The organism is Nonlabens sp., from assembly GCF_965660805.1.
Lineage (GTDB): Bacteria > Bacteroidota > Bacteroidia > Flavobacteriales > Flavobacteriaceae > Nonlabens.
On the sequence record NZ_CBFIBE010000004.1, the window covers coordinates 40362 to 66973 of the forward strand.

The window sequence follows — 26612 nt, forward strand, 5'->3', positions numbered from 1 at the left end:
ATTCAATTTGTTTTTATAATGCTTTCTGTTATGGTTTTAAAATAAAGGCATTAGGGAATTCCTTTTTTACTTCTAGTAAAGCACGTTCAGCGTCCAGTTTATTGCGATAACTGCCTACCCAAACTTTAAAATTTGGTGCTTCATATTCCATTTTTGATTCCCAAGTGAGTTCAAGCTCTTTGTATTGTGTTTCTATTTTTTTTGCTCCTTCCATCTCGCCATAGAATAATTGTATCGTGAATCTATCTTGGAATTTTCCTTTTTTATCCATGGAAATCTTCATGGAAATAAGGCTTTCTATCTTTGATTCTTGAATTTTTTCTGAGCTCTGGGCACGAGCTATATTACCAGCCATGATTAAGGCTGTAATGACTACTATTCTTGAATTCAGGCGTTTAAACATAATGGATGATTTGATAATTTCGCTTTCGCGAAAGCGTACTTATTTAGAATTATTATAAATTATTTTGTTCAAAATAACTGCTGCAAAATTATAGACTTTATACCTTATTTTTGCGAAAGCATTTACGATGCGGTAAAATACCGTAATTATTGTGCCAAATTTATTGCAATATTTAGTAAAAGACATGATAAAAAGGAAATTACATTTTTCCGCTTGGCAGTTTGTACTGGCGTCTGTTTTTGTAACGTTTTCATCTTTAAACGTTTATGCTCAAGAAGCAGCCATCGGTAATGATGATCCAGCGGTACCTGTAGAAGCAACTGGAGGAGCTGATGCAGCGGCAGGAGAAGCGCTTTTTAAAGCAAACTGTGCTGCTTGTCATAAACTTTATAAAAAAGGAGTTGGCCCAGCTCTTTTTGGAGTTTCACAAAAATATGATCGCGAGTGGCTCTACAGCTGGGTAAAAAACTCTGCAGCGATGATTGAGTCTGGAGATCCTCAGGCGGTAGCTATCTATAATGAGTATAATCAGACGGCTATGAATGCGTTTCCCGCATTGAGTAACGTGGATATAGATAATATACTTGCGTACACAGATACTCCTAAGCCTGCGCCTAGTACTACGGTTGCGGCTGTAGATGGAGCTGGAACAGCTGGTCCTGTGGATAATTCATTAAATAGTATCGTGCTTGCGGCGCTAGCCTTAATACTGATTTTACTTACTACGTTACTCTTTGTAGTAAATAAAACGTTGAAGAGGTTTGCTGAGGCTAATGGAATGGTGCAAGAGAGCGATGTAGAAAAAGAACAACGTCGTCCTGTATGGAAGGCTTTTGTTGAGAATCAGTTCTTGGTTCTAGTGACTGCTGTCTTTTTATTACTTGCTAGTGCTTATTTTGCATACGGAGCATTAATGTCGGTAGGTGTTGATCAAGGATATGCTCCTGTTCAACCTATTCATTATTCACACAGAATACATGCTGGAACGAATCAAATAGAGTGTAAGTACTGTCACTCAAGTGCTCGAGAATCTAAGCACTCAGGGATTCCTTCTCTAAATGTTTGTATGAACTGTCACAAATCTATAGGTGAGGTTGCTGATGCTACTTACCAAGAAGGGATGAATGAATATGGCGTGGATTACAATAAAGAAATTGAAAAGCTGTATGCAGCCACAGGTTGGGATGCAGATGAGCAAAAGTTTACTGGAGAAACAAAGCCAGTACGATGGGTGCGTATTCATAATCTTCCAGATCTAGCTTATTTTAATCATGCACAGCATGTTACAGCAGGTAATATAGAGTGCCAGCAATGTCATGGTCCAGTGGAAGAAATGGAAGTGATGTATCAGTACTCGCCATTAACAATGGGCTGGTGTATTAACTGTCACAGAGAAACTAATGTAGATCTAGAAAATAACGGATACTACGAGAAAATTCATGAAGAACTATCTAAGAAGCGTGGTGGTAAAAAGCTTACTATTGCAGACTTAGGAGGTCTTGAATGTGGTAAATGCCACTATTAATTAATAGTTTTAGATATATTTATGGCTACTACTAAGAAATATTGGAAAAGTACTGCGCAGCTTGATGAAGGCAACGAGATCGTAAAAAATCTTGAGCAAAATGAATTTGCTGCACCTATTCCAACCGAGGAGTTTTTAGGAAATAATGACGTAATGGAAGAGTCTTCTACTACGCGTAGAGATTTTTTAAAGTATGTAGGTTTTAGTACAGCAGCAGCATCGCTTGCAGCTTGTGAAGGACCTGTGATTTACTCAGTACCTTACGTGAACCAACCAGAGCAAATCATTCCTGGTATGGCAAACTATTATGCGACTACCATAGCCGATGGTTATGATTTTGCAAGTATTTTAGTTAAAACTCGTGAAGGAAGACCTATTAAAATAGAAAGTAATAAAGATGCAAAATACCGCGGTCATGCAAATGCACGTGTACACGCATCTGTACTTTCCTTATATGATAACAATCGCTTAAAGACTCCACTTGTAAAAGGTGCTGAGTCTACTTGGGAAACTTTAGATAATGAGGTTGCTGCTCAGCTTAATAGTTTGAACGGAAAAGAGATTGTCGTGTTGACTCAGACTTTTGCTAGTCCATCAACAGCTGCAATTCTTGAAATGTTCAAGGAAAAATATACTAATGTACGTCACGTAACTTATGATACCGTAGGTGAGGATGGAGCTTTAAATGCTTTTCAATCTAAATATGGTGTAAGAGGTCTTGCAGATTATGATTTTACAGATGCTGAGACTATAGTTTCTATAGGGGCAGATTTTGTAGGGAACTGGCAAGGTGGCGGATTTGATAAAGGTTATGCAGCGTCTAGAGTTCCTTCTAATGGAAAAATGTCACATCACGTTCAGTTTGAATCTAATATGACGTTATCTGGGGCAAATGCTGATTTGCGTTACCCAGTTACTCCTACGGAACAAAAGCATATCCTTGCTGCCTTATATAGTAAATTAGTAGGTGGAGCTGCAAATGTTTCATTAAGTGATAAGGTCGCAAAGGTTGTTGAACAAACTGCTCAAAAACTTTCTAAGGCTGGTAGTAAAGCGGTTGTTTTATGTGGTCTTCCAGATCAAGCAGCGCAACAACTAGTGCTTGCTATTAACGAGAAGTTAAACAGTACTATCGTTGATACATCAGCACCTATTATGACTCGTCAAGGTGATCGTAAAGCTGTAGATCAGTTAGTTAAAGACATGCAGGCTGGTTCAGTAGGCGCCTTATTTATTGCAGGTGTTGATCCTATCTATAGTTATGATAATAGTGACGCTTTCGCGAAAGCGATGGAAAAAGTAGCACTTAAAGTCTCGTTTGCTTCTAGAGAAGATGCAACTGCACAGAAGTGTGATTATGTGGCTACAACACCGCACTACTTAGAAGCTTGGGGAGATACAGAAATCAAAAAAGGAATGATTTCTTTATCACAGCCTACTATTCATCCAATATTTGATACCCGTCAAATGCAAGACACTTTATTAAAGTGGTCTGGCAGTGATTCATCATATAAAGACTTTTTAAAAGAAACTTCTGTAGCCGCTGGTGCAAGCTGGTCTAAAGGATTACAAGATGGTTTCTTTATGTCAACTACTGCTACAACAGTGGCCGAAGTAGTGGCTCCAGAAGTGTCTAATAGTGCTGCTCTGTCAGAAATGGCAAGTGCTAAAAAACCATCTGGATATGAACTCACGCTTTACACTAAGACTGGTTTAGGTGACGGATCACAGGCTAATAACCCATGGTTGCAAGAACTTCCAGATCCTATTACGAGAACTACTTGGGATAATTATGTTACTATTTCTCAGAAAGATGCCGAAGCTCTCGGTGTAGAAAATGAGAACGTAGCAGATGGTGCTTTAAATGGTAACTACGTAGTAGTTAAGATGAATGGTGTGGAGCGCAAGCTGCCTGCACTTATTCAACCTGGTCAGGCACAAGGTACTATAGGTATCGCCTTAGGTTATGGTAAAACAGCGGCCATTCAGACTGAAATGCAAACTGGTGTTAATGCTTATCCATTCTTTAAAGGAGGATCATCTATACAGTCAGTATCGGTTGAAAATGTAGGTGAATGGCATGAGTTTGCATGTACACAATTACAAAATACTATGATGGGTCGCGATATTATACGCGAAACAGAATTAGCTACTTATATTAAAGGAGATAAGCACGAGTTTAATCCAGTTCCTGAAGTTTCATTGAATCACATTGAAACGCCTGTGACATCTCCAGATGTTGATTTATGGACAAGTTTTGACCGTACAACGGGTCACCACTTTAATATGTCTATAGACTTAAACGCTTGTACGGGTTGTGGTGCTTGTGTAGTAGCATGTCACGCAGAGAATAACGTGCCAGTTGTAGGTAAATCTGAGATTAGAAAGTCTCGTGATATGCACTGGTTACGTATCGATAGATATTACTCTTCTGAAGATAGCTTTGAAGCTGATGAGGAGAAGAAGGATGGTTTTGACGGATTATTTGGTGATAATGGATCTTTAGGTGGATTTGGTGAGTTAGAAAACCCAGCAGATAATCCTCAAGTAGCATTCCAGCCTATTATGTGTCAGCACTGTAATCACGCTCCTTGTGAAACAGTATGTCCTGTAGCGGCTTCTTCACATGGTCGTCAAGGTCAAAATCACATGGCTTATAACCGTTGTGTAGGTACGCGTTATTGTGCAAATAACTGTCCTTATAAAGTACGTCGTTTTAACTGGTTCTTATATAACGGGAATGATGAGTTTGATTACCACATGAATAACGATTTAGGTCGTATGGTAATTAATCCAGATGTTACGGTAAGATCTCGTGGAGTTATGGAGAAATGTTCAATGTGTATTCAAATGACACAAATGACCATTCTTGAAGCTAAAAAAGATGGCCGCATGATCAAAGATGGTGAGTTTGCTACGGCATGTTCAAATGCATGTTCAAATGGCGCTATCAAATTTGGAGATATTAACGATAAAGATGCAGAGATCACTAAGCTTAAGAATAGCGATCGTATGTATCACTTATTAGAAGAAGTAGGAACTGAGCCTAACGTGATGTATCAGGTTAAGGTAAGGAACTCATAAATTAATAAAGAAAACTAATCAATACATTATGGCTCATTACGAAGCGCCCATAAGAAGAGCTCTAGTTACAGGAGATAAGTCTTACTCAGATGTAACCAGGGATATCGCTGCACCAGTAGAAGGTGAAGCAAATAAGCAATGGTGGATTGTTTTTACAATCGCGCTTATAGCTTTTCTTTATGGAATAGGATGCATTATTTATACGATCTCTACCGGTATAGGTGTTTGGGGTCTGAACAAGACCGTAGGTTGGGCTTGGGATATTACTAACTTTGTTTGGTGGGTAGGTATCGGTCACGCGGGAACATTGATTTCGGCGGTACTATTGCTTTTCCGTCAGAAATGGAGAATGGCGATTAACCGTTCTGCAGAGGCTATGACTATATTCTCCGTGGTCCAGGCTGGATTGTTCCCTATTATTCACATGGGTCGTCCATGGTTAGCATATTGGGTATTACCTATTCCTAATCAATTTGGTTCTTTATGGGTGAATTTTAACTCGCCACTTCTTTGGGATGTATTTGCGATTTCTACATATTTGTCAGTATCGTTAGTGTTCTGGTGGACTGGATTGCTTCCTGATTTTGCAATGATCCGTGACAGAGCGATTACTCCTTTTAATAAAAAGATTTATGGAATACTTTCTTTTGGATGGTCTGGTAGAGCTAAAGATTGGCAACGTTTTGAAGAAGTATCCTTGGTACTTGCAGGGCTTGCAACTCCTTTAGTACTTTCTGTACACACTATTGTATCCTTTGACTTTGCTACTTCCGTAATACCAGGATGGCACACTACGATCTTTCCACCATACTTTGTGGCAGGAGCGGTATTCTCTGGTTTTGCTATGGTAAACACACTTTTGATCGTAATGAGAAAAGTGGTTCACTTAGAAAATTATATTACCATCCAGCATATTGAATTGATGAATATTGTAATCATGATTACAGGCTCTATCGTAGGTGTGGCTTATATCACTGAGCTGTTTGTAGCTTGGTATTCAGGTGTAGAGTATGAGCAGTATGCGTTTTTAAATAGAGCAACGGGACCTTATGCATGGGCTTACTGGGCTATGATGACCTGTAACGTTTTCTCACCACAATTTATGTGGTTTAAGAAGCTTAGAACGAGTATTATGTTCTCTTTTATTATATCTATTGTTGTAAACATAGGAATGTGGTTTGAGCGTTTTGTAATCATCGTTACTTCCTTACATAGAGATTATTTACCATCTTCATGGACCATGTTCTCACCTACGTTTGTAGATATTGGAATCTTCATCGGTACAATTGGTTTCTTCTTTGTATTATTCCTATTGTATTCTAGAACATTCCCAGTTATTGCACAGGCAGAGGTGAAATCTATCTTAAAGTCTAGTGGAAGTAAATACAAAAAATTAAGAGAAGAAAAGGAGGCAAGCCATGAGTAGTACTAAAACAATACATGCTCTTTATACTGATGATGACGTTTTACTAAGCGCTGTAAAACAAGTCAGAGAAAAGCACTATCACATAGAAGAGGTTTTTACACCTTTTCCTGTGCACGGACTAGAAAAAGCGATGGGTATTGCAGACACACGTCTTGCGATTAATGCCTTTCTTTATGGAATAGTTGGACTTACGGTTGCAACAGTAATGATGAATTATATAATGATTCAGGACTGGCCACAGAATATAGGTGGTAAACCTAGTTTCTCTTACTTAGAGAATATGCCAGCCTTTGTACCTATTATGTTTGAGTTAACAGTGTTTTTTGCAGCTCACTTAATGGTAATTACTTTTTATTTAAGAAGTAGATTATGGCCGTTTAAAAAAGCTGAAAATCCGGATGTAAGAACCACAGATGATCACTTTTTAATGGAAGTAGATGCAGCTGGTAAAGATCTTGATGAGATGAGCTCATTTTTAACGAGTACTGGAGCCGTAGAAATTAAAATAATTGACAAAGACGCACACTAATGAATAGATATTTTCAAACATTCATTTACGCTGTTGCTTCACTATTGATTATATCATGTGGTGGTGAGGATAAAGCGGTAGATGCAAAATCAGACAGAAGTGCACAGTACTTCCCTAATATGTATGAGTCTGCAGGCTATGAAACTTATCAAGAAGGAGATATTTTTCCTGGAAATGTTGAAGCTCAAACGCCAGTAGAAGGAACGGTAAGTAGAGGATGGATGCCTTATGAGTATCCAGATTCTAATGAGGGATACGCTTCCGCGAAAGCAGAATTAACAAATCCATTGCCATACACAGAGGAGAATCTTGCAACTGGTGAAGAATTGTACAACATTTATTGCGCAATATGCCATGGTAAAAAAGGTGATGGTCAAGGACATTTAGTGAAAACTGAAAAGATTTTAGGTGTGCCTTCTTATGATGCACGTGAGTTATCTCAAGGATCTATTTATCACGTTATGTACTGGGGAATTAACTATATGGGGTCTTATGCTTCTCAAACCTCTATTGAGGAAAGATGGCAAATAGCTCATCATGTTGATGCCTTAACTAGAGATTTAAAAGGGCAAGACCGTCAAGAATTTGTAACAGTTCAAGAAACTGTGGACATGACTCATGCCGAAGATGGACATGATATGGATCACCATAGTGCTGATGCGCATGATGGGGATTCACATGATGAAGATCACGATAGTCAAGAAAATCATTCATCAACAGAAGGCGAGTAATCGACCACGAAATTTGATAATATGTATAAAGTTTCAAGTAAATTAAAAATTTTCGCATTTGTCCTTATTGGGTTAGGAGCACTTCTAACGGTAGTAGGATTTTTTAACGCACCTCATTCTGAAGAGGACGTTAAACAAATGCTTGCAGATGAAGCATCTCATCATGGAGATCACCACGCTGCTGCTGACACGCATCAAGTTGCCACACATGGAGATGAACACGGCTCTGATAATCATGCCACCATGGATCATGGTGATGCTCATGCATCAGGTCATGATAGTGCTGAGCATATCGAGCACTTATATCATCAACTAGCAAATAAACCTTGGTCAGCGCTATATGTGGCCTGTTTCTTTTTCTTTATGATAGGACTAGGTGTCCTTGCCTTTTATGCGGTACAAAAAGTAGCGCAAGCAGGATGGTCTCCAGGCCTTTTTAGAGTAATGGAAGGAATAAGTAGTTATATATTACCTGGTGGTATCATTATGTTTATTCTGCTTTTGTTAAGTGGTTTACATATCAATCACATATTTGTATGGATGAATGAAGGTGTAGATGTAGTAGGTCATGAAAATTATGATGCCATTGTTGCAGGAAAGACAGGCTTCTTGAATGTACCATTTTGGTTAATTAGAGCTGGTGCATTTTTAGTAGGTTGGAATTTATATCGCTGGAACATCCGTAAGTTCTCCTTAAAACAGGATGAAGAGCCACAAGGAAATGTATGGTATAAAAAAGGCTTTAAGCACTCTGCAGCATTTCTTGTATTCTTTATCGTTACAGAATCTATCATGTCTTGGGACTGGATCATGAGTTTTGATCCACACTGGTTCTCAACATTATTTGGCTGGTATGTATTTGCTAGTATGTTTGTAAGTGGAATTACGGTGATCGCTTTAGTGACGATATATTTAAAATCTAAGGGTCATTTAGAACATATTAATGATTCCCATATCCATGACTTAGCTAAATTCATGTTTGGTGTTAGCATTTTCTGGACGTACTTATGGTTCTCCCAGTTTATGTTGATCTGGTATTCAAATATCCCAGAAGAGGTAACATACTTTGTAACAAGAATAGAAGATTATAATATCTTGTTCTTTGGGATGGTAGCCATTAATTTCCTTTTCCCGTTATTAATCTTAATGAATTCCGACTTCAAACGTGTGAATTGGTTTGTTGTAACGGCAGGTATTTTTATATTACTTGGACATTACCTAGATATTTACGTAATGGTTATGCCTGCTACAGTAGGAGAGTCTTGGTTTATCGGTATGCCTGAGATAGGTTCATTTATGTTGTTTGCTGGTCTTTTCTTACTAGTAATCTTTAACTCTATTTCTAAAGCACCTTTACTACCTAAAGGAGATCCATTCATTGGAGAAAGCAAACACTTTCACTATTAATTAATTATTGAAAAACACTGAAATGACAGCATTTCTTATCATATTAATTGCCGCGTTATTTGTTATCGCATTATGGCAAATCTCGAAAATCGTTCAGCTAGGTAAGTCTCCTGAAGCAACAGGAGCTCAAGGTGAAATAGCCAATGACTCAGATAATGATCGTCATGGAAAATACATGCTCTATTTTGTGATCGCCATGTATGTAATGATGATTGCTTGTTTTATTGCTTATAAGGACTTTTTCCTTCCTGATGCTGCATCTGCGCATGGTGCTGAGTACGATAACTTATTGCTTCTTACGACTGTTGTCATAATGATTGTGCAGTTTTTAACACAGGCATTATTGCACTGGTTCAGTTATAAGTACAGAGGTAAAAAGGGACAAAAAGCATTATTCTATGCAGATAACGATCGTCTGGAGTTTATTTGGACAGCTATACCAGTTGTAGTTTTAGCAGGTCTTATTCTTTGGGGATTATTTTCATGGAATGATATCATGGACGTAGATAAGCATGATGACCCTCTAGTAGTTGAAGTTTATGCTTACCAGTTTGGTTGGAAAGTTAGATACAGTGGAGCAGATAACACCTTAGGTGATGCAAACGTCCGTTTTATTGAAGGAACTAATGTTTTAGGTATAGACCCTACTGATGCTGATGGTAAAGATGATATGGTAGCTACTGAATTACACTTACCTGTAAATAGACCTGTAGTTTTTAAGTTCCGTAGTCAAGATGTTTTACACTCGGCCTATATGCCTCACTTTAGAGCGCAAATGAATGTTGTACCAGGTATGGTAACTACATTTAGTTTTACTCCTACGGTCACCTCAGAGGATTATAGAGCTACTGACTTTATGAAAAGAAAAGTTAGTAAGATTAATGAAATTAGACGACAAAAAAGTAAAGAACTAGAAGCAGCAGGAGATGTTGCTCTGGATCAATATGACTTTGATTACTATTTATTATGTAACAAAATTTGTGGTGCCTCGCACTATAACATGCAAATGAAAATAGTAGTCGAATCTGAGGAAGACTATAATGAGTGGTTAAAAACTCAAACAACTTTTGAATCAACTTTAGCTAACGCTGAAAACTAAGATATATGGGACAAGTGATTGCAGCAGCAACAGATCATGGACACGATGATGGTCACCACCATCACAAAGAAACTTTTGTAACCAAATATATTTTCTCAACAGATCATAAGATGATTGCTAAGCAATATCTTATTACGGGACTCATTATGGGTGCTATAGGAATTTTGATGTCTGTACTTATGAGAATGCAGATAGCTAATCCAGCAGAGCCTAATGTTATATTTGAAGCTTTACTGGGTAAATGGGCACCAGGCGGAGTAATGGATCCTAATATTTATCTAGCATTAGTTACTATACATGGTACTATTATGGTATTCTTTGTATTAACAGCTGGACTTAGTGGAACCTTCTCAAACTTTTTGATTCCATTACAAATTGGAGCACGAGATATGGCTTCAGGATTTTTAAATATGGTTTCTTACTGGTTGTTCTTCCTTTCATCAGCTATCATGATCGGTTCTCTGTTTGTAGAGTTAGGTCCGGCAGCAGCGGGATGGACTGTCTATCCGCCACTAAGTGCGGTGGCAAAGGCTATGCCTGGATCTGGTATGGGAATGACACTTTGGTTAGTATCTATGGCTATTTTTATTGCATCTTCTTTGTTAGGTTCATTGAATTATGTCGTAACGGTTATTAATATGCGTACTAAGGGAATGTCTATGACTAGACTTCCACTGACCATTTGGGCATTTTTTGTGACAGCTATTATTGGTATCGTATCCTTTCCGGTATTATTTGCGGCAGCATTATTACTTATAATGGATAGAAGTTTTGGTACATCATTCTTCCTTTCGGATATTTATATTAAGGGTGAGGTTCTAGCACATCAAGGTGGATCACCGGTGTTATTTGAGCACCTTTTCTGGTTCTTAGGTCACCCTGAGGTTTATATCGTTTTACTTCCAGCACTCGGTATTACATCTGAGATTATCGCTACTAATTCGCGTAAACCTATTTTCGGTTATCGTGCCATGGTAGCTTCTATTCTTGCGATTGCATTTTTATCTACCATTGTTTGGGGTCACCACATGTTTGTATCGGGTATGAATCCTTTCCTAGGATCTGTCTTTACCTTTACGACCTTGTTAATTGCGATTCCTTCTGCGGTAAAAGCCTTTAATTATATCACCACTTTGTGGAAAGGTAACTTGCAACTCAATCCTGCTATGTTATTTTCTATAGGGTTAGTATCTACCTTTATTACCGGTGGTTTAACAGGAATTATTCTTGGTGATAGTACACTAGATATTAATGTTCACGATACATATTTTGTAGTGGCACACTTTCACTTAGTAATGGGTATATCTGCGCTGTATGGTTTATTTGCTGGAGTATATCACTGGTTCCCTAAAATGTTCAACAAAATGATGAACAAGAAAATGGGTTACGCACACTTTTGGTTAACTGCAATAGGTGCTTATGGTGTTTTCTTCCCTATGCACTTTATAGGAATGGCTGGTTTACCACGTCGTTATTACACAAATACAAATTTCCCTTATTTTGATGATCTGGCAGATACTAATACTTTAATTACATACTTTGCTATTGCAACGGCACTGGCACAATTGATTTTTGTGTACAATTTTGTAAGTTCTATCTTCTATGGTAAAAAAGCTCCGGCAAATCCTTGGAAGTCTAATACATTAGAATGGACTACTGGAGATAAGCACATTCATGGTAACTGGGATGGACCTATTCCACATGTACACCGTTGGGCTTATGATTATTCTAAGGTTAATGAAGATGGTGAATATGTCATCGCAGGTCAGGATTATGCACCGCAGCATATTCCTTTACAGGATGGTGAAGAAGAAATGAATCACTAATTGATTCCATCGATATTAAAAAGCTGTTCTTGTGGGAACAGCTTTTTTGTTTTTATATGCGGTAGATTTTTGCTTTCGCGAAAGCGTATAGAAAAGCCATTCCTTATCTTTGATATATGAACGAAAATTTAGATCCTTCTGGAACTCATTTCTCAAATGAAGAGAACGACTTAGAAAAAGCATTAAGGCCTTTAAGTTTTGATGATTTTGCAGGGCAAGATCAAGTACTTGAGAATTTAAAGATTTTTGTGGAGGCTGCAAACCAGCGGGATGACGCGCTTGATCACGCTTTGTTTCATGGTCCGCCAGGATTAGGAAAAACTACCCTAGCGCATATTCTTGCAAACGAGTTAGGTGTAGGTATTAAGGTTACTTCAGGACCCGTTTTAGATAAGCCAGGTGATCTTGCAGGATTGCTAACTAACCTAGATGAGCGCGACGTTCTTTTTATAGATGAGATTCATAGATTAAGCCCTATTGTAGAGGAATATTTGTACTCTGCTATGGAAGACTATAAGATCGATATCATGATCGAGACAGGACCTAATGCTCGTACGGTTCAAATTAATCTAGCACCTTTTACTCTTATAGGCGCTACGACACGTTCTGGATTACTAACAGCTCCTATGAGGGCACGTTTTGGGATTCAATCTAGGCTGCAATATTATAGCACAGAATTATTAGCTACTATAATTACTCGTAGTGCACAGATTTTAAATGTGCCTATTCATGAAGACGCGGCAATTGAAATAGCTGGCCGCAGCCGTGGAACGCCACGTATTGCAAACGCCTTGTTGCGTCGTGTGCGAGATTTTGCTCAAATTAAGGGTAATGGGAATATAGATCTTAACATCGCTAAGTACTCACTTAAGGCCCTTAATGTAGACGCAAACGGTCTCGATGAAATGGATAATAAAATCTTACTCACTATTATCGATAAATTCAAAGGAGGACCAGTAGGGTTAACCACTATTGCTACGGCAGTATCAGAAAGTGCAGAGACTATTGAAGAGGTCTATGAGCCATTTTTAATACAGCAGGGATTTATCATGCGTACACCGCGTGGTCGTGAGGTCACGGAGCTTGCTTATAAACACCTAGGTAAAATTAAAGGGAATGTAATAGGAGGCTTATTTGATAACTAATGAAAGAAATTTCACAGGTTCCATCGCTCACCTTCCTGGCAAAATCACGGCAGATCTACAAAGACCCATTGCCGTTTCATAGAGAAAATTTCCAGAAGTATGGGAATACATTTAAGATAAGTCCCAAACCTGGTTTGATGATTCACTTTACTTGTGATGAAAAAATAACCCAACATATTCTTCAAAAAAATCAAAAGAACTTTCACAAATCCTCTTTACAAACTGATGATTTAGGAAAATATATAGGCCATGGTTTGCTCACAGAGAACGGAGAAAAATGGCGGGCTAATAGAAAATTAATACAACCTGCATTTTATAAAAAATCCATAAATAACTTCATGGAGACTATGGATGTAGTGATTCAAGAAGAATTAAACCGCATTCAGCTAGGAGCAATTACTGATGTTTATACCATTTTTAATGATCTCGCCTTTAAAGTAGTGGCAAGAAGTCTCTTTGACTTTGCAGACATAGATGATCTCGATAATAAAATAAGTAGACTTCAATATATTACGGAGCATGCTCAAAAAATGCTCATTAAAGAACTACGTATACCATGGATGAAATGGTACTTTGATAGAGAATGGCTCTCAGGTAGAAATAGTGTCCCACATGCTCTAGCGCTGGTAGATGAAGCTAGAGGGATTTTAAGGACCATTATTAATAATAGAAGAGAAAGCGATAAAGAGCCAGGTGATTTATTAGATATGCTATTACATAGTACTTATGAAGATGGAACGCACATGGAAGATGATCAGCTCGTAGATGAAATATTAGTACTCTTTATAGCAGGCCACGAGACTACGGCTAATGCTCTCAGCTTTGCAGCGCAGCTCATGGCGCATCATCCAGGAGCAATAGAGAAAGTGAAAAATGAAATTAATCATGTAAAGGAAGATACCTTGATGCGTGAGCTCATGGAAAGTCCATACTTGAAACAATGTGTGGAAGAAACTTTAAGGCTCTATCCGCCAGCTTATGTAACTGATCGAGTGGCCTTAGAAGCAGATCAGTGCGCACACCTTAAAATAGAAAAGGACAGTATATGGTTAGTTTCTTTTTATGAAATGCACCGCCGTAAAGATTTATGGGAATCTCCAGAGCAATTTATTCCAGAACGTTTTACTCCTGAAAAGGCAAAGAAGTATAGAGATTTCTATTTTCCATTTGGTGCCGGGCCGCGCATGTGTGTAGGTAATAATTTTGCGATGATGGAAATGATGCTTGTAATAAGAAGAATGCTAGAGCAGTTTGAAATAAAAACAGTTCAAGGTCATATAGATTATCATCCATTAATAACACTGAAACCTAGGAATGCAAATTTGATTTTCCATTCTACAATGAACCAATAGTGTATTTCTAATTTATTCTGATTAATAAGCTTATCTCGCGCTCGTTTCTTAATGTGGAACATGATAAAATCATATAAACATCGCTTTTGCGAAAGCGTAATTCACACAATTTTACACTTATCAAAAACCCTTAATCATCAATATACCTTACATTTGTTTCTACACTAGAAATAACCACGTTATTTATGAGTAAAGAAAGTAAAAGACGCGAGGCACTGGTATATCATGCTAAGCCTACACCAGGGAAAATAAAAGTAGTTCCTACTAAAAAATATAGCAGCCAGAGAGATCTCTCACTAGCTTATAGTCCTGGAGTTGCAGAGCCATGTCTAGAAATCGCAAAGGATAAAGCAAATGTGTATAAGTACACTACTAAAGGTAATCTCGTTGCAGTAATCACTAACGGTACAGCTGTTTTAGGTCTAGGAGATATAGGTCCAGAGGCTTCTAAACCAGTTATGGAAGGTAAAGGATTGTTGTTTAAGATTTTTGCAGATCTAGATTGTTTTGACATAGAGATAGATACTAAGAATGTAGAAGAATTTATTCAAACAGTTAAAAATATTGCTCCTACATTTGGCGGGATTAATCTAGAAGATATTAAAGCTCCTGAGGCTTTTGAAATCGAGAAAAGATTAAAAGAAGAGCTGGATATTCCAGTCATGCATGATGACCAGCACGGTACGGCCATTATCTCAAGTGCTGCATTATTAAACGCTCTGGAGATAGCAAATAAAAAAATAGAAGACGTTAAAATAGTTATAAGCGGTGCAGGTAGTGCTGCTATTTCCTGTACAAACCTCTATGCAAAATTAGGTGCTCGCAAAGAGAATATCCTCATGTTTGACATAGATGGATTAATAACTACAGACCGTACAGATCTAGGAGCAGAACAAATGGAGTTTGCCAGAGATATGGAGCCTATCACACTGGTAGAAGCCTTTAAAGGAGCAGATGTTTTTCTAGGGCTATCTGTTGGGAATATTGTTACTCCAGCCATGTTGCTGGATATGAATGATAATCCCATCGTTTTTGCTATGGCAAACCCTAATCCAGAAATTGAATATGACGTAGCGGTAGCGACTCGTGAGGATTTAATAATGGCTACAGGTCGTAGTGATCATCCTAACCAGGTGAATAATGTCCTCGGATTTCCATTTATTTTTAGAGGAGCACTAGATGTGCGTGCCTCTAAGATTAATGAAGAAATGAAACTTGCGGCTTGTCATGCGATTGCTCAACTTGCCAAAGAGCCTGTTCCAGAGCAAGTGAATATTGCTTATGGAGAGACTAAGCTCAACTTTGGTAGAGAATATATTATCCCTAAACCTTTTGATCCACGATTAATAGCAACTATACCACCGGCGGTTGCAAGAGCTGCTATGGAAAGTGGTGTGGCTATGGAACCCATACAGGACTGGGAAAAATATGAAGATCAACTATATTCTAGAATGGGATCAGATAATAAGCTGATCCGATTGATATTAAACCGTGCGCGTACTAATCCTAAACGTGTAGTTTTTGCTGAGGCAGATAACCTAGATGTTATTAAAGCAGCACAAATAGTTCATGAAGAAGGAATCGCTATCCCTATTCTTCTAGGAAGAAAAGATGTGATTGATGAACTCAAGGAAGAAATAGGATGGGAAGATCAAATTCTCATTATAGATCCAAAGGCAGATGAAGAAAAACCACGACGCGATCGTTATGCTCAAGAGTTCTGGCACATGCGATCTCGTAAAGGTATTACAGAGTTTGATGCCGGTAAATACTTGAGACAGCGCAATTACTTTGCCGCTATGATGGTAAAACTGGGTGATGCAGATGCGCTCATCACAGGAGTAGCTCAATCATATCCTATATCAGTAAAACCTATGATGGAAATTATAGGTAAGGCTCCAGGTGTTCAGAAAGTAGCAACCACTAACTTAATGATCACAGAGCGTGGACCTATTTTTATATCAGACACGTCTATTAATATTAATCCAGACGCCATAGAGCTTGCTAAAATTGCTCAAATGACCGCTCGCACTGCAAGCATGTTTGGTATAGATCCAGCAGTTGCCATGATTAGTTATGCAAACTTTGGGTCATCAGAACATCCTCATGCGCGCAAAGTTACTGATGCGGTAAATTATCTACACAGGTACTATCCAGACATTACTGTAGATGGAGAAATACAGACTGACTTTGCTCTTAACCCAGAATTGCTTAAAAAGAAATTCCCTTTTTCTAAACTAGCTGGTAAAAAAGTAAATACCCTTGTATTCCCTAACCTTGAAGCTGCAAATTCTACTTATAAGTTAATTAAAGAACTCTATCAGACAGATTCCATAGGACCTATTATGATGGGAATGCAAAAACCAGTTCATATTCTCCAGCTCAATGCTAGTGTAGATGAAATTGTTAATATGGCAGCTGTTGCTGTAATAGATGCTCAAAAAAAAGAAAAAAACGAGCAAAAGCGTCAGGAGGAGACTGGAAATAGTGCTCCATAAGTTATGTTATAGTCCTTTTAATTTTATTACATTTGATCCTTTAACTTAAAATTAAGGAATGATAGCGCAGTTGCAAGGAAAACTGGTAGAAAAGAACCTCACAGACGTAGTTATAGACTGCGGTGGTGTGGGATACTTTGTGGAGATTTCTCTACATACCTATTCCTTAATTCCTGATGGTGAGTTGATCAAACTTTTCACGTTTATGCAAGTGCGAGAAGATTCTCAGCGACTTTTTGGGTTTATGGAAAAGTCAGAGCGAGAAGTTTTTAAGCTATTATTATCAGTTTCTGGGATAGGAGCAAGCACAGCACGGACTATGTTATCGAGTTTAGAACCACGTCAGATCGCACAGGCTATCGCCTCTGGTGATGTACGTACTATACAGAGCGTTAAAGGAATAGGTGCAAAAGGTGCGCAGCGCGTGATCCTAGATTTAAAAGATAAAATACTGCAAGTGCTAGATGAACAAGATATTTCTGTTCATTCAAGCAATACGGGAAGAGATGAAGCGTTATCTGCACTAGAAACGCTAGGTTATTTACGTAAGCAGGCGCAAAAAGTGGTGGATAAAATTTTGGCAAGCGAGCCAGACGCTACTGTAGAAACATTAATAAAAGGCGCTTTAAAACAGCTGTAAGATTTGAAATATAGTTCTCATAAATTTATACATAGGTTCATAGCATTTTTGGGATGTTTTTTTATGTTCGCTTTCGCGAAAGCGCAACAAGAACCACCTACTACTCCACAAGACAGCACTAAGACTGGTGTTATTATAGGAGAATTAAAATTACCAGATCCACCAAGTGTTGTTTCTGTGTATGAGTATGATCCAGACCTAGATCGATACATTTATAAAAGTACCTTTAATGGTTTCCAGATAGGATACCCATTTATGCTTACTCGTGAGGAATACCTAGATCGCTTAGTAAAAGAGCGCATGAAGGATTATTTTAAACAAAAAGCAGCCGCAATTGCCGGGAAGACTGATGCCGATAAGGATAAACAAAAAAACCTACTGCCTAATTTCTATGTAAACTCTGATCTCTTTGAAAGTATCTTCGGTGGTACTGAGATTTCTATCGTTCCTCAAGGATCTGTAGAAGTAGATCTAGGAATGCTTTTTAATAAATCTGATAATCCATCATTTTCTCCACGTAATAGATCTAACGCTACCTTTGATTTTAATCAACGCATCAACCTGAGTCTAGTAGGTAAAGTAGGGACGCGATTAAATGTAAACGCAAACTATGATACGCAAAGCACGTTTAATTTCCAGAATCAAATAAAACTAGATTATACACCTACTGAAGATGATATTCTACAAAGTATAGAGGTAGGTAATATAAGTATGCCTTTGAATTCTACGTTGATCCGTGGAGCTCAAAGTCTCTTCGGTGTAAAGGCTGATTTACAATTTGGTAAAACTAGAATTACTGGAGTTTTTTCTGAGCAACAATCTGAGTCTAGAACCGTGCAGGCTGAAGGTGGCGCGTCTATTAATGATTTTGACTTTTTCTCGCTGGATTATGATGAAAACAGGCACTTTTTCTTATCTCATTATTTCCGTGATACTTATGATAAGGCACTAGCAAATTATCCTTTTATAAATTCAAATATTCAAATTACTCGTGCCGAAGTTTGGATCACAAACCGTGGTAACAGAACCCAAGATGTAAGAAACCTTGTGGCTATACAGGATATAGGAGAGTCAGATGGAGAGAATATAGGGTTAGACGTCACTCCTAGTGGTTTTATAAATGTTCCAGCGGGTAGTTTCCCGGCAAATGAGAATAACGATTTTAATCCTCGTGGGATCAATGGTGGTGCTCCATCTATGCTTACCGGAGCGATAAGAGATATAGGAACGGTTCAACAAGGTTTTGGTGGTGCGCAGGTTAATGAAGGTTTTGACTATGTGACACTAGAAAACGCTAGAAAACTTACTGAAAATGAATATACTTTAAATACGCAATTGGGTTATATATCCTTGCGCCAGCGATTAAATAATGATGAAGTCCTTGCCGTAGCATTTCAGTACACTGCAGGAGGAAAAGTATTTCAAGTAGGGGAATTTGCAAATGATGGTGTAATTGCAACTGACGTGATTACTAATCCTAACCCATCACAGCCACCAGTAAATAACCAAAGTTTAGTAGTGAAGTTACTGAAAAGTAACTTAACAAACGTTAGTGAACCTATCTGGGATTTAATGATGAAGAACATCTACAACCTAGGTGGTTCTCAATTATCTCAAGAAGATTTTAGGTTGAATATTTTCTATCAGTTTCCACCAGAGCTTAATTACATCACCGCTGCCGAAGGGACCATGACTAATCCAGCGATCCCTTTACCAGAAGATGTAGATCAAACTACTTTAATAAAGGTATTCAACCTCGATAGATTGAACCAGCAAGGCGATCCACAACCTGATGGTGATGGATTTTTTGACTTTATACCAGGTCTCACCATTGATCAACAAAATGGGCGGATCATATTTACTACGGTTGAACCCTTTGGTAGTCACTTGTTTAATAAATTAGAAAATACAGGAACTGAAGATTATACTCAGCCTACCACTTATAATGCTAACCAAGCTAAGTATGTTTATCGTGACATGTATGTGACCACTAAGGCACAAGCATTACAAGCGGCCGATAAGAATAAGTATCTTATAAAAGGACAGTATAAAGCAACGGGTAGGGAAGGAATTCCTATAGGTGCTTTTAACGTGCCTCGTGGTTCTGTAACCGTTACTGCTGGTGGTAGAACATTGCAAGAAGGAATAGACTATTCTGTAGATTATCTAGCAGGTCGCGTGATTATTCTAGATCAAGCGCTGCTTAATTCTAATACGCCTATTCAGGTTTCTACAGAGAATAACTCTGTTTTTAACCAGCAAACTAAGCGCTTTACCGGGATTAACGTAGAGCATACGTTTAATGAAGATTTTATTTTAGGAGGAACCTTCTTAAACTTGAAAGAACGTCCTATTACTCAAAAATCTACTTATGGCTTTGAGCCTATTAATAATACGATCATAGGGGCTAATTTTATTTATAATACAGAGGTGCCTTTCTTAACTAGAATGGTAAATAAATTACCTAATATAGATACTGACGTTGCCTCTAATATTTCTTTACGTGGTGAAGTGGCTTACTTATTTCCTGGATCTCCTCAAGGAGATAACTTCGGTGGTGAAGCCGCTGCTTATGTAGATGATTTTGAAGGTTCCCAGACTTCTATAGACATTTTATCACCATTTGCGTGGTCGCTTGCCAGTGTACCTAATGGTTTTGGAGCTCCTAATAATGATCCAGGACTTATCAACGGGTTTAAAAGAGCACAATTATCTTGGTATTCTATAGATCCTATCTTTTATGGGAATCAACGTCCAGCAGGTATTACAGATAATGATGTGTCTGACCCTAGAACCAGACGTGTTTTTATAGATGAACTTTTCCCTAATGTAGATTTACAGCAAGGCCAGCAACAAGTGGTGAATACACTAGATTTGAATTACCGTCCTAATGAACGTGGACCTTATAATTATAATCCTCTGGCAGCGGGAAGTAATATATTACCTAATCCAGAAGATAATTGGGGTGGAATCATGCGTCAGTTTTCAAGTACTGATTTTGAACAAACTAATGTAGAATATATCCAGTTCTGGGTGATGGATCCTTTTCAATACGATCCTACAAATGCAGGAGGAACGATCTCTATAAACCTGGGAAGTATTAGTGAAGATATCTTAAAGGATAATCGCAAGCAATTTGAAAATGGGTTGCCTGATGACGGTAGCTCTGGAATAGGTGTTACCACAATTGCGACAGATTATGGAAAAGTACCTACTAATCAATCATTAGTTTATGCCTTTGATACAAATGGTGCGCAACGCAATAATCAAGATATAGGTCTGGATGGACTTAATGATATCGAGGAAAATGGACAGTTCCCAGCCTTTGGTCCAGATGATCCAGCGCGTGATAACTATGAATATTTTCTAGCGACTGGCGGTGATATAGTTACTCGTTATAGGAGATATAATAATACCCAAGGAAACTCACCTACTGAGCTGACTCAAGATGATCGTGGTGCTACGACATTACCAGATGTTGAGGATATCAACAGAGATAACACTATGAATACCATAGATAGTTACTTTGAATATGATATAGATATTTATCCAGGAATGGATGTGACTAATAGCGATTATATTTTTGATACTAAAGAAGTGCAAACCACTTTACCTAATGGTAGCACTATTGATACTCGATGGATACAGTTTAGGGTTCCTTTAAACGATCCTAATCGAGAAGTTATAGGAGGTATCAATGACTTTAGAGCGATACGTTTCATGAGAATGTATCTCACAGACTTTACTCAAGAAACCTTATTACGTTTTGGATCCATGGATTTGGTACGTGGTGATTACCGTCGTTTTACGGCAACTTTAGAAGAAGATCTAGATGACCCAAGTGATGATGTAACCGTGTTTGAAGTAGAAGGAGTGAACATTGAAAACAATGAATCTCGAGAGCCTATCCCTTATCGCTTGCCACCAGGAGTAGAACGTGAAGAGTTAAGAACACAAAACCAAAACATAAGACAGAACGAGCAATCGCTTGCGCTTAGAGTTTGTGGTCTGGAACCAGAAGATGGTCGTTCTGTATTTAAGAATATTAGAATAGACATGCGACAGTATGAAAACCTTAAAATGTTTGTTCATGCAGAGTCGTTATTAAATGAAGTTGCTATTGCAGATGATGAGCTTCAAGCCTTCATAAGAATAGGTGTGGATTATACAGATAATTACTATGAAATCCGTATTCCATTAAAACCTACTCCGTTTGGAACCACTGTTAGAGAGGAAATCTGGCCTGCGGCAAATGAACTCAATGTAGATCTCTCTGTATTACAAGCTGTAAAGAACGAGGTGTTAGGAAGTGGAACTTTAAGCATATCTGAAACAAATTTCTTCACAGAAAACTTAACACCTATTCCATCCACAGGTATTGCTACAGAGCAAATTTATGGGATTAAAGGGAATCCTAACTTTGGTGATATACGCGCTATGATGATAGGTGTGCGCAACGCGACTACAAATAATATTTGTGGAGAAGTATGGTTTAATGAAATGCGATTATCGGGCTTAAAAAATCAAGGTGGATATGCTGCGGTAATGAATATGGATGCAAACCTAGCAGATTTTGCCACCGTTAGTGCCACAGGTAGAAGAAGTACCATAGGTTTTGGAGCCATAGAGCAAGGTCCTAATGAACGGTCTAGAGAAAATGTGACTCAGTATGATGTTACCACTAATATGAATTTAGGTCAGTTATTACCTGAAAAATGGGGTGTAAAATTACCCTTTTCATATAGTATAGGAGAAGAAACCATTACCCCACAATTTGATCCTCAATTTGCAGACATTGAACTACAAACACGATTAGATAACGCTGCAGATGCTGATGAACGTGATGCTATAAGAGAACAATCAGAAGATTTTACGAGAAGGCAAAGTGTTAATCTTATAGGTGTGCGTAAAGAACGAACCGGAGACGCTAAACCTATGCCTTATGATATAGAAAACTTCACATTTTCTGGATCCTATAATCAGACCGACCAGCGCAATTTTGAAATAGAAAAATTCCAAGATCAATCAGTTAATGCTGGAGCTACTTATAACTATGCTTTCCCTAAGGCAGAGGTAGAACCCTTTAAAAAACTCATAGGAGATAATAAATATTTAAAGTTTTTAAAAGACGCAAATGTGAACCTGTTGCCTAACAGCTTTGCAGTAAGCGGTAATATATTAAGACAGTATAACACTCAAAAATTTAGAGATCTTCAACTGGATACTAATCCTGTAGATATAGATATGGATGGTGAGCCAGATGCGCAAAACATTACTTTAGATCCTTTAACTAATCGCAACTTTACTATGAACCATCAGTATGCGATTAACTGGGATATTACTAAGTCGTTACAGGTTAACTTGTCTGCAAACAGTGATCGCGTGATCCGTAGTTATATAAATGAAGATGATTCTATAGATGAAACTTATGGAATATGGACAGATTTTCTAGATGAAGGTGTGCCTAACTCACACTCGCAGCAGTTGCAAATGACTTATAAATTACCGCTCGATAAGTTTCCTTTTTTAGCTTTCGCGAAAGCGAACTACACCTACACAGCAGATTTTAACTGGCAGCGTAACTCACAACAGTTTGCCCAGCTAGATGATATTCCTAATATAGGGAATACCATACAGAACTCAAATACACATAGACTTAACACTACTCTAGATTTAGATAAGCTTTACAAATATGTTGGGTTAGAGAAAGTAAAATTTGGTAGAACAGCAAACAAAGCAAGAAGCCGCAATAATACAAGGTCTCGTAATAATAAGTCAGCTACTCCTAGTAAAGGTGGTAAAGAAGAAAAAGATAAAACACCTAAAGAAAACTTTGGGAATAAGGCTTATAACACATTAATAGGTATAGCGACTTCTATAAAAAGAGCACAAATTAATTATCAAGAGAACCAGGGAACCTTCTTGCCAGGTTATACTCCAGCGATAGGTTTTATAGGAACATTAAAACCTACCACAGGATTCACATTTGGGTCACAAGCAGAAATTAGAGATCTAGCAGCGAGACGTGGCTGGTTAACATTATTCCAAGACTTTAATCAACAGTATAGTGAGGTAGAAAGCACACAGCTGGATATAAATGTAAACGTAGATCTTTTAAAAGATTTAAAAATAGATCTAGTAGCAAACCGTGCTTATCAAGAAACTTATACAGAGAATTATCGAGTAGATCCTGAAAACTTAACCTATCAGTCTTTAACGCCTAATACTTTTGGTAACTTTAGTATTACCACTAATATGATAGGGACAGCTTTTAATAAGAGCACCATAAATGAGTCTAAAAACTTTGAAAACTTTAGAGCTAATCGCCTAGTCATTGCTGAGCGACTAGCAAGAGAGTTTTATGGAACAGATAATTATGCCCGTGACCCTATAGATAACTTTCCACTAGGTTTTAGTAAAAATAGTCAAGATGTACTCTTGCCAGCATTCCTTGCGGCTTATGAAGGTAGAGATGTGAAAAAGCAAAAAACGGGTGCTTTTAAGGATTTTGCACTTCCTAACTGGACTATTAAGTACACCGGATTAATGAATTTGAAATGGTTTAAAAAGACCTTCCGCAGGTTTTCTATTAATCATGGATATAGATCGAGTTATACCATTAATCAGTTCCAGACTAATTTAGATTACACCGCAGGAAATAGAAGCCTTGCTTATGCTGACCAAAGCCCTAGCGCCTTAAACCAAACAGGTGATTTTAAATCTAGAAACTTGCTCTTTAATATTAACCTTTCAGAACAGTTCAGTCCATTAGTAAAGTTAGATTTTGAAATGAAAAACAGTGTTTCTATCGCTGCAGAGTGGAGAAAAGATCGTGTCGTTTCACTAAGTTTTGATAACAACTTGCTTACTGAGATTAATGGAAATGAGTTGATACTAGGACTAGGTTACCGTATTAAAGATTTAAAGTTTAAAACTAATGTTGGTGGACGCAGTAAAATCATTAAAAGTGATTTAAACATGCGCTTAGACGGTTCCATTAGAGATAATGTTACTATCGTTAGATATTTAGACCTGGATAATAGTCAGGCTACCGCAGGTCAAACGATTTATGGTCTTAAATTCACTGCAGACTATAACTTGAGTCAGGCATTTACGGCTATTTTCTATTATGATCACACCTTCTCAGAGTTTGCTATTTCTACGGCATTTCCACAAACTACTATACGTAGTGGAGTTACGTTGAGATATACCTTTGGTAATTAGTAGAAAATGATGCTGTATGTAATGGAGAGAAATCTTAAATTTACAGCACTTAAATTAATATTATGAATATCCCAGCACAATTAAAATATACAAAAGATCATGAGTGGATCCTTATAGAAGGAGACACGGCAACAGTAGGGATTACTGATTATGCGCAAAGTGAACTAGGTGATATCGTTTATGTAGAAGTAGAAACGGTAGATGAGACACTAGACATGGAAGAGGTTTTCGGTACCGTAGAAGCCGTTAAAACAGTCTCAGATTTATTCTTGCCACTTACTGGTGAGATTACTGCTTTTAATGAAAAGTTAGAAGAAGAGCCAGAACTGGTGAATTCTGATCCTTATGGAGATGGCTGGATGATAAAAATGACGTTTACAGATGCGGCACAACTAGAACAACTCCTTAGTGCTGATGCTTATAAAGAACTTATAGGTGGCTAAATTTTTTTACTGGTTAGCACCATTGTACACCAGCTTGATTATTTATTTTTCAATAGGTGACAGTCCTGCTCCACCGGTAGATATAGACCATATAGATAAAATATACCATGCTGGCGCCTATTTTATAATGGCGTTATTGTGGTATTTTTTCTTTTACAGTCGTTTTTTAACACAGCAAAGTCATTTTAAATTTACCTGGAGCGATATAGCTGCTTCATGGTCTAGAACTATAGCAGTTGCAGCAGCTGTTTTAAGTTTTACAGTCGGTGTTTTGATAGAGTTTGCTCAAGAATTTATTTCAGTAAATAGAACTATGGATTTTATGGACGCTGTTGCAAACACTAGTGGCATTATTCTTGCTATTTTATTATTGTGGTTCATCTCAACAAGATTTAACACACATTCATAGAAAAACCTGTACATAGGTATAAGTTTTTTATTTATTTTTAGCCTTCAAATTGATTACATCATGGAAATTAAGAAATCAGAGTCAGCAGACTTAAGAAAGAACATCCGCCTTTACGTCCTTATGGGGCTCGCGTTTATGTTATTATTATCGTGGCAAGGTATTGAATATGAGACTAAAGAAGTTACTGAAATAGAAGAGTATATAGAACCTGTAGCCTTTGTGGATGAAGAAGAGGTGCCTATTACCATGATGATGAGTACGCCACCGCCACCACCGCCACCGCCACCAGCACCAGAGGTAATAGAAGTTGTGGAAGATGAAAAGGAAATAGAAGAGGTGATTATAGAAAGCACTGAAACCACTGAAGAAGAAGAAATCGTAGAAGTGGAAGAAGTAGCAGAAGAAGTAGGTGTGGTAGAAACTATCGCTGAGGTACCATTTGCTATCATTGAATCTGTACCGGTTTATCCTGGTTGTGAAAGAATGAAAACTAATGACGACCGTAAGAAATGTATGAACGAGAAGATCAAAAGATTTGTAGATAAAAACTTTGATACAGGTCTTGCCAATGAATTAGGTCTAGAAGGTCGCCAGAAAATTACCGTTCAATTTAAAATTAATTCAAAAGGTAATGTAGTAGGTGTACAATCCAGAGCACCTCACCCTAGATTAAAAGAAGAAGCTGCCGATGTTATCAATAAGCTTCCTAAAATGACTCCAGGTATGCAACGTGGTAAAGCGGTAACTGTAGTTTATGCCTTACCTATCATTTTCCAAGTACAAGATTAAATCGTTAGATTTATTATAACTATTTGAAAATCCGAGTATTTAATGCTCGGATTTTTTTGTGGTATGTTTCTTGAAGTGTTTC

At 37.8% G+C, this 26612-nt stretch carries 17 protein-coding genes; 16 read left to right on the forward strand and 1 reads right to left on the reverse strand.

Annotated features, from left to right (window positions below):
- Nucleotides 1-28: 28 nt before the first annotated feature.
- The gene (locus ACTF48_RS02110; protein WP_438961483.1) at nt 29-403 is read right to left on the reverse strand and encodes an SPOR domain-containing protein; all 375 of its coding nucleotides are present in this window, start codon (nt 401-403) and stop codon (nt 29-31) included.
- Between the two features lie 184 nt (nt 404-587).
- Here ACTF48_RS02110 and ACTF48_RS02115 point away from each other — a divergent pair, with 184 nt between their 5' ends.
- The 16 genes from ACTF48_RS02115 (at nt 588) to ACTF48_RS02190 (ending at nt 26530) form a co-directional block, all read left to right on the forward strand.
- Nucleotides 588-1928, forward strand: coding sequence for a c-type cytochrome (locus ACTF48_RS02115; protein WP_438961484.1), 1341 nt, complete (start codon nt 588-590; stop codon nt 1926-1928).
- A 21-nt stretch (nt 1929-1949) separates the two neighbouring features.
- Nucleotides 1950-5012 carry a TAT-variant-translocated molybdopterin oxidoreductase gene (locus ACTF48_RS02120; protein WP_438961485.1) on the forward strand — a complete coding sequence of 1021 codons (3063 nt, stop codon included), beginning with the start codon at nt 1950-1952 and terminating at the stop codon, nt 5010-5012.
- Nucleotides 5013-5040: 28 nt separating this feature from the next.
- Nucleotides 5041-6438 (forward strand): NrfD/PsrC family molybdoenzyme membrane anchor subunit, encoded by a 1398-nt coding sequence (nrfD, locus tag ACTF48_RS02125; protein ID WP_438961486.1) that lies wholly within the window; start codon nt 5041-5043, stop codon nt 6436-6438.
- The gene (locus ACTF48_RS02130; RefSeq protein ID WP_438961487.1) at nt 6431-6967 is read left to right on the forward strand and encodes a DUF3341 domain-containing protein; all 537 of its coding nucleotides are present in this window, start codon (nt 6431-6433) and stop codon (nt 6965-6967) included. Before nrfD ends, ACTF48_RS02130 begins: the two co-directional genes overlap by 8 nt.
- Nucleotides 6967-7698 carry a c-type cytochrome gene (locus tag ACTF48_RS02135; RefSeq protein WP_438961488.1) on the forward strand — a complete coding sequence of 244 codons (732 nt, stop codon included), beginning with the start codon at nt 6967-6969 and terminating at the stop codon, nt 7696-7698. The genes ACTF48_RS02130 and ACTF48_RS02135 overlap by 1 nt, the downstream gene beginning before the upstream one ends.
- 21 nt (nt 7699-7719) lie before the next feature.
- Nucleotides 7720-9105 carry a quinol:cytochrome C oxidoreductase gene (locus tag ACTF48_RS02140; RefSeq protein ID WP_438961489.1) on the forward strand — a complete coding sequence of 462 codons (1386 nt, stop codon included), beginning with the start codon at nt 7720-7722 and terminating at the stop codon, nt 9103-9105.
- 22 nt (nt 9106-9127) lie between these two features.
- Nucleotides 9128-10204, forward strand: coding sequence for a cytochrome c oxidase subunit II (locus ACTF48_RS02145; RefSeq protein WP_438961490.1), 1077 nt, complete (start codon nt 9128-9130; stop codon nt 10202-10204).
- 5 nt (nt 10205-10209) lie between these two features.
- Nucleotides 10210-12030 carry a cytochrome c oxidase subunit I gene (locus ACTF48_RS02150; RefSeq protein ID WP_438961491.1) on the forward strand — a complete coding sequence of 607 codons (1821 nt, stop codon included), beginning with the start codon at nt 10210-10212 and terminating at the stop codon, nt 12028-12030.
- A 116-nt stretch (nt 12031-12146) separates the two neighbouring features.
- On the forward strand, nt 12147-13175 hold the full coding sequence (gene ruvB, locus ACTF48_RS02155; RefSeq protein WP_438961492.1) for a Holliday junction branch migration DNA helicase RuvB: 1029 nt from the start codon (nt 12147-12149) through the stop codon (nt 13173-13175).
- On the forward strand, nt 13175-14527 hold the full coding sequence (locus ACTF48_RS02160; RefSeq protein WP_438961493.1) for a cytochrome P450: 1353 nt from the start codon (nt 13175-13177) through the stop codon (nt 14525-14527). The genes ruvB and ACTF48_RS02160 overlap by 1 nt, the downstream gene beginning before the upstream one ends.
- Before the next feature lie 185 nt (nt 14528-14712).
- The gene (locus ACTF48_RS02165) at nt 14713-17025 is read left to right on the forward strand and encodes an NADP-dependent malic enzyme (protein ID WP_438961494.1); all 2313 of its coding nucleotides are present in this window, start codon (nt 14713-14715) and stop codon (nt 17023-17025) included.
- 58 nt (nt 17026-17083) lie between these two features.
- Nucleotides 17084-17665 carry a Holliday junction branch migration protein RuvA gene (ruvA, locus tag ACTF48_RS02170; protein WP_438961495.1) on the forward strand — a complete coding sequence of 194 codons (582 nt, stop codon included), beginning with the start codon at nt 17084-17086 and terminating at the stop codon, nt 17663-17665.
- Between the two features lie 63 nt (nt 17666-17728).
- A complete protein-coding gene (gene sprA, locus ACTF48_RS02175) occupies nt 17729-24889 on the forward strand; it encodes a cell surface protein SprA (RefSeq protein WP_438961533.1) in 7161 nt (2386 codons plus the stop codon).
- A 62-nt stretch (nt 24890-24951) separates the two neighbouring features.
- The gene (gcvH, locus tag ACTF48_RS02180) at nt 24952-25332 is read left to right on the forward strand and encodes a glycine cleavage system protein GcvH (protein WP_438961496.1); all 381 of its coding nucleotides are present in this window, start codon (nt 24952-24954) and stop codon (nt 25330-25332) included.
- A complete protein-coding gene (locus ACTF48_RS02185; protein WP_438961497.1) occupies nt 25325-25741 on the forward strand; it encodes a VanZ family protein in 417 nt (138 codons plus the stop codon). Before gcvH ends, ACTF48_RS02185 begins: the two co-directional genes overlap by 8 nt.
- Before the next feature lie 60 nt (nt 25742-25801).
- Entirely contained in the window at nt 25802-26530 is a 729-nt protein-coding gene (locus tag ACTF48_RS02190) for an energy transducer TonB (protein ID WP_438961498.1), read from the forward strand.
- Nucleotides 26531-26612: the final 82 nt, after the last annotated feature.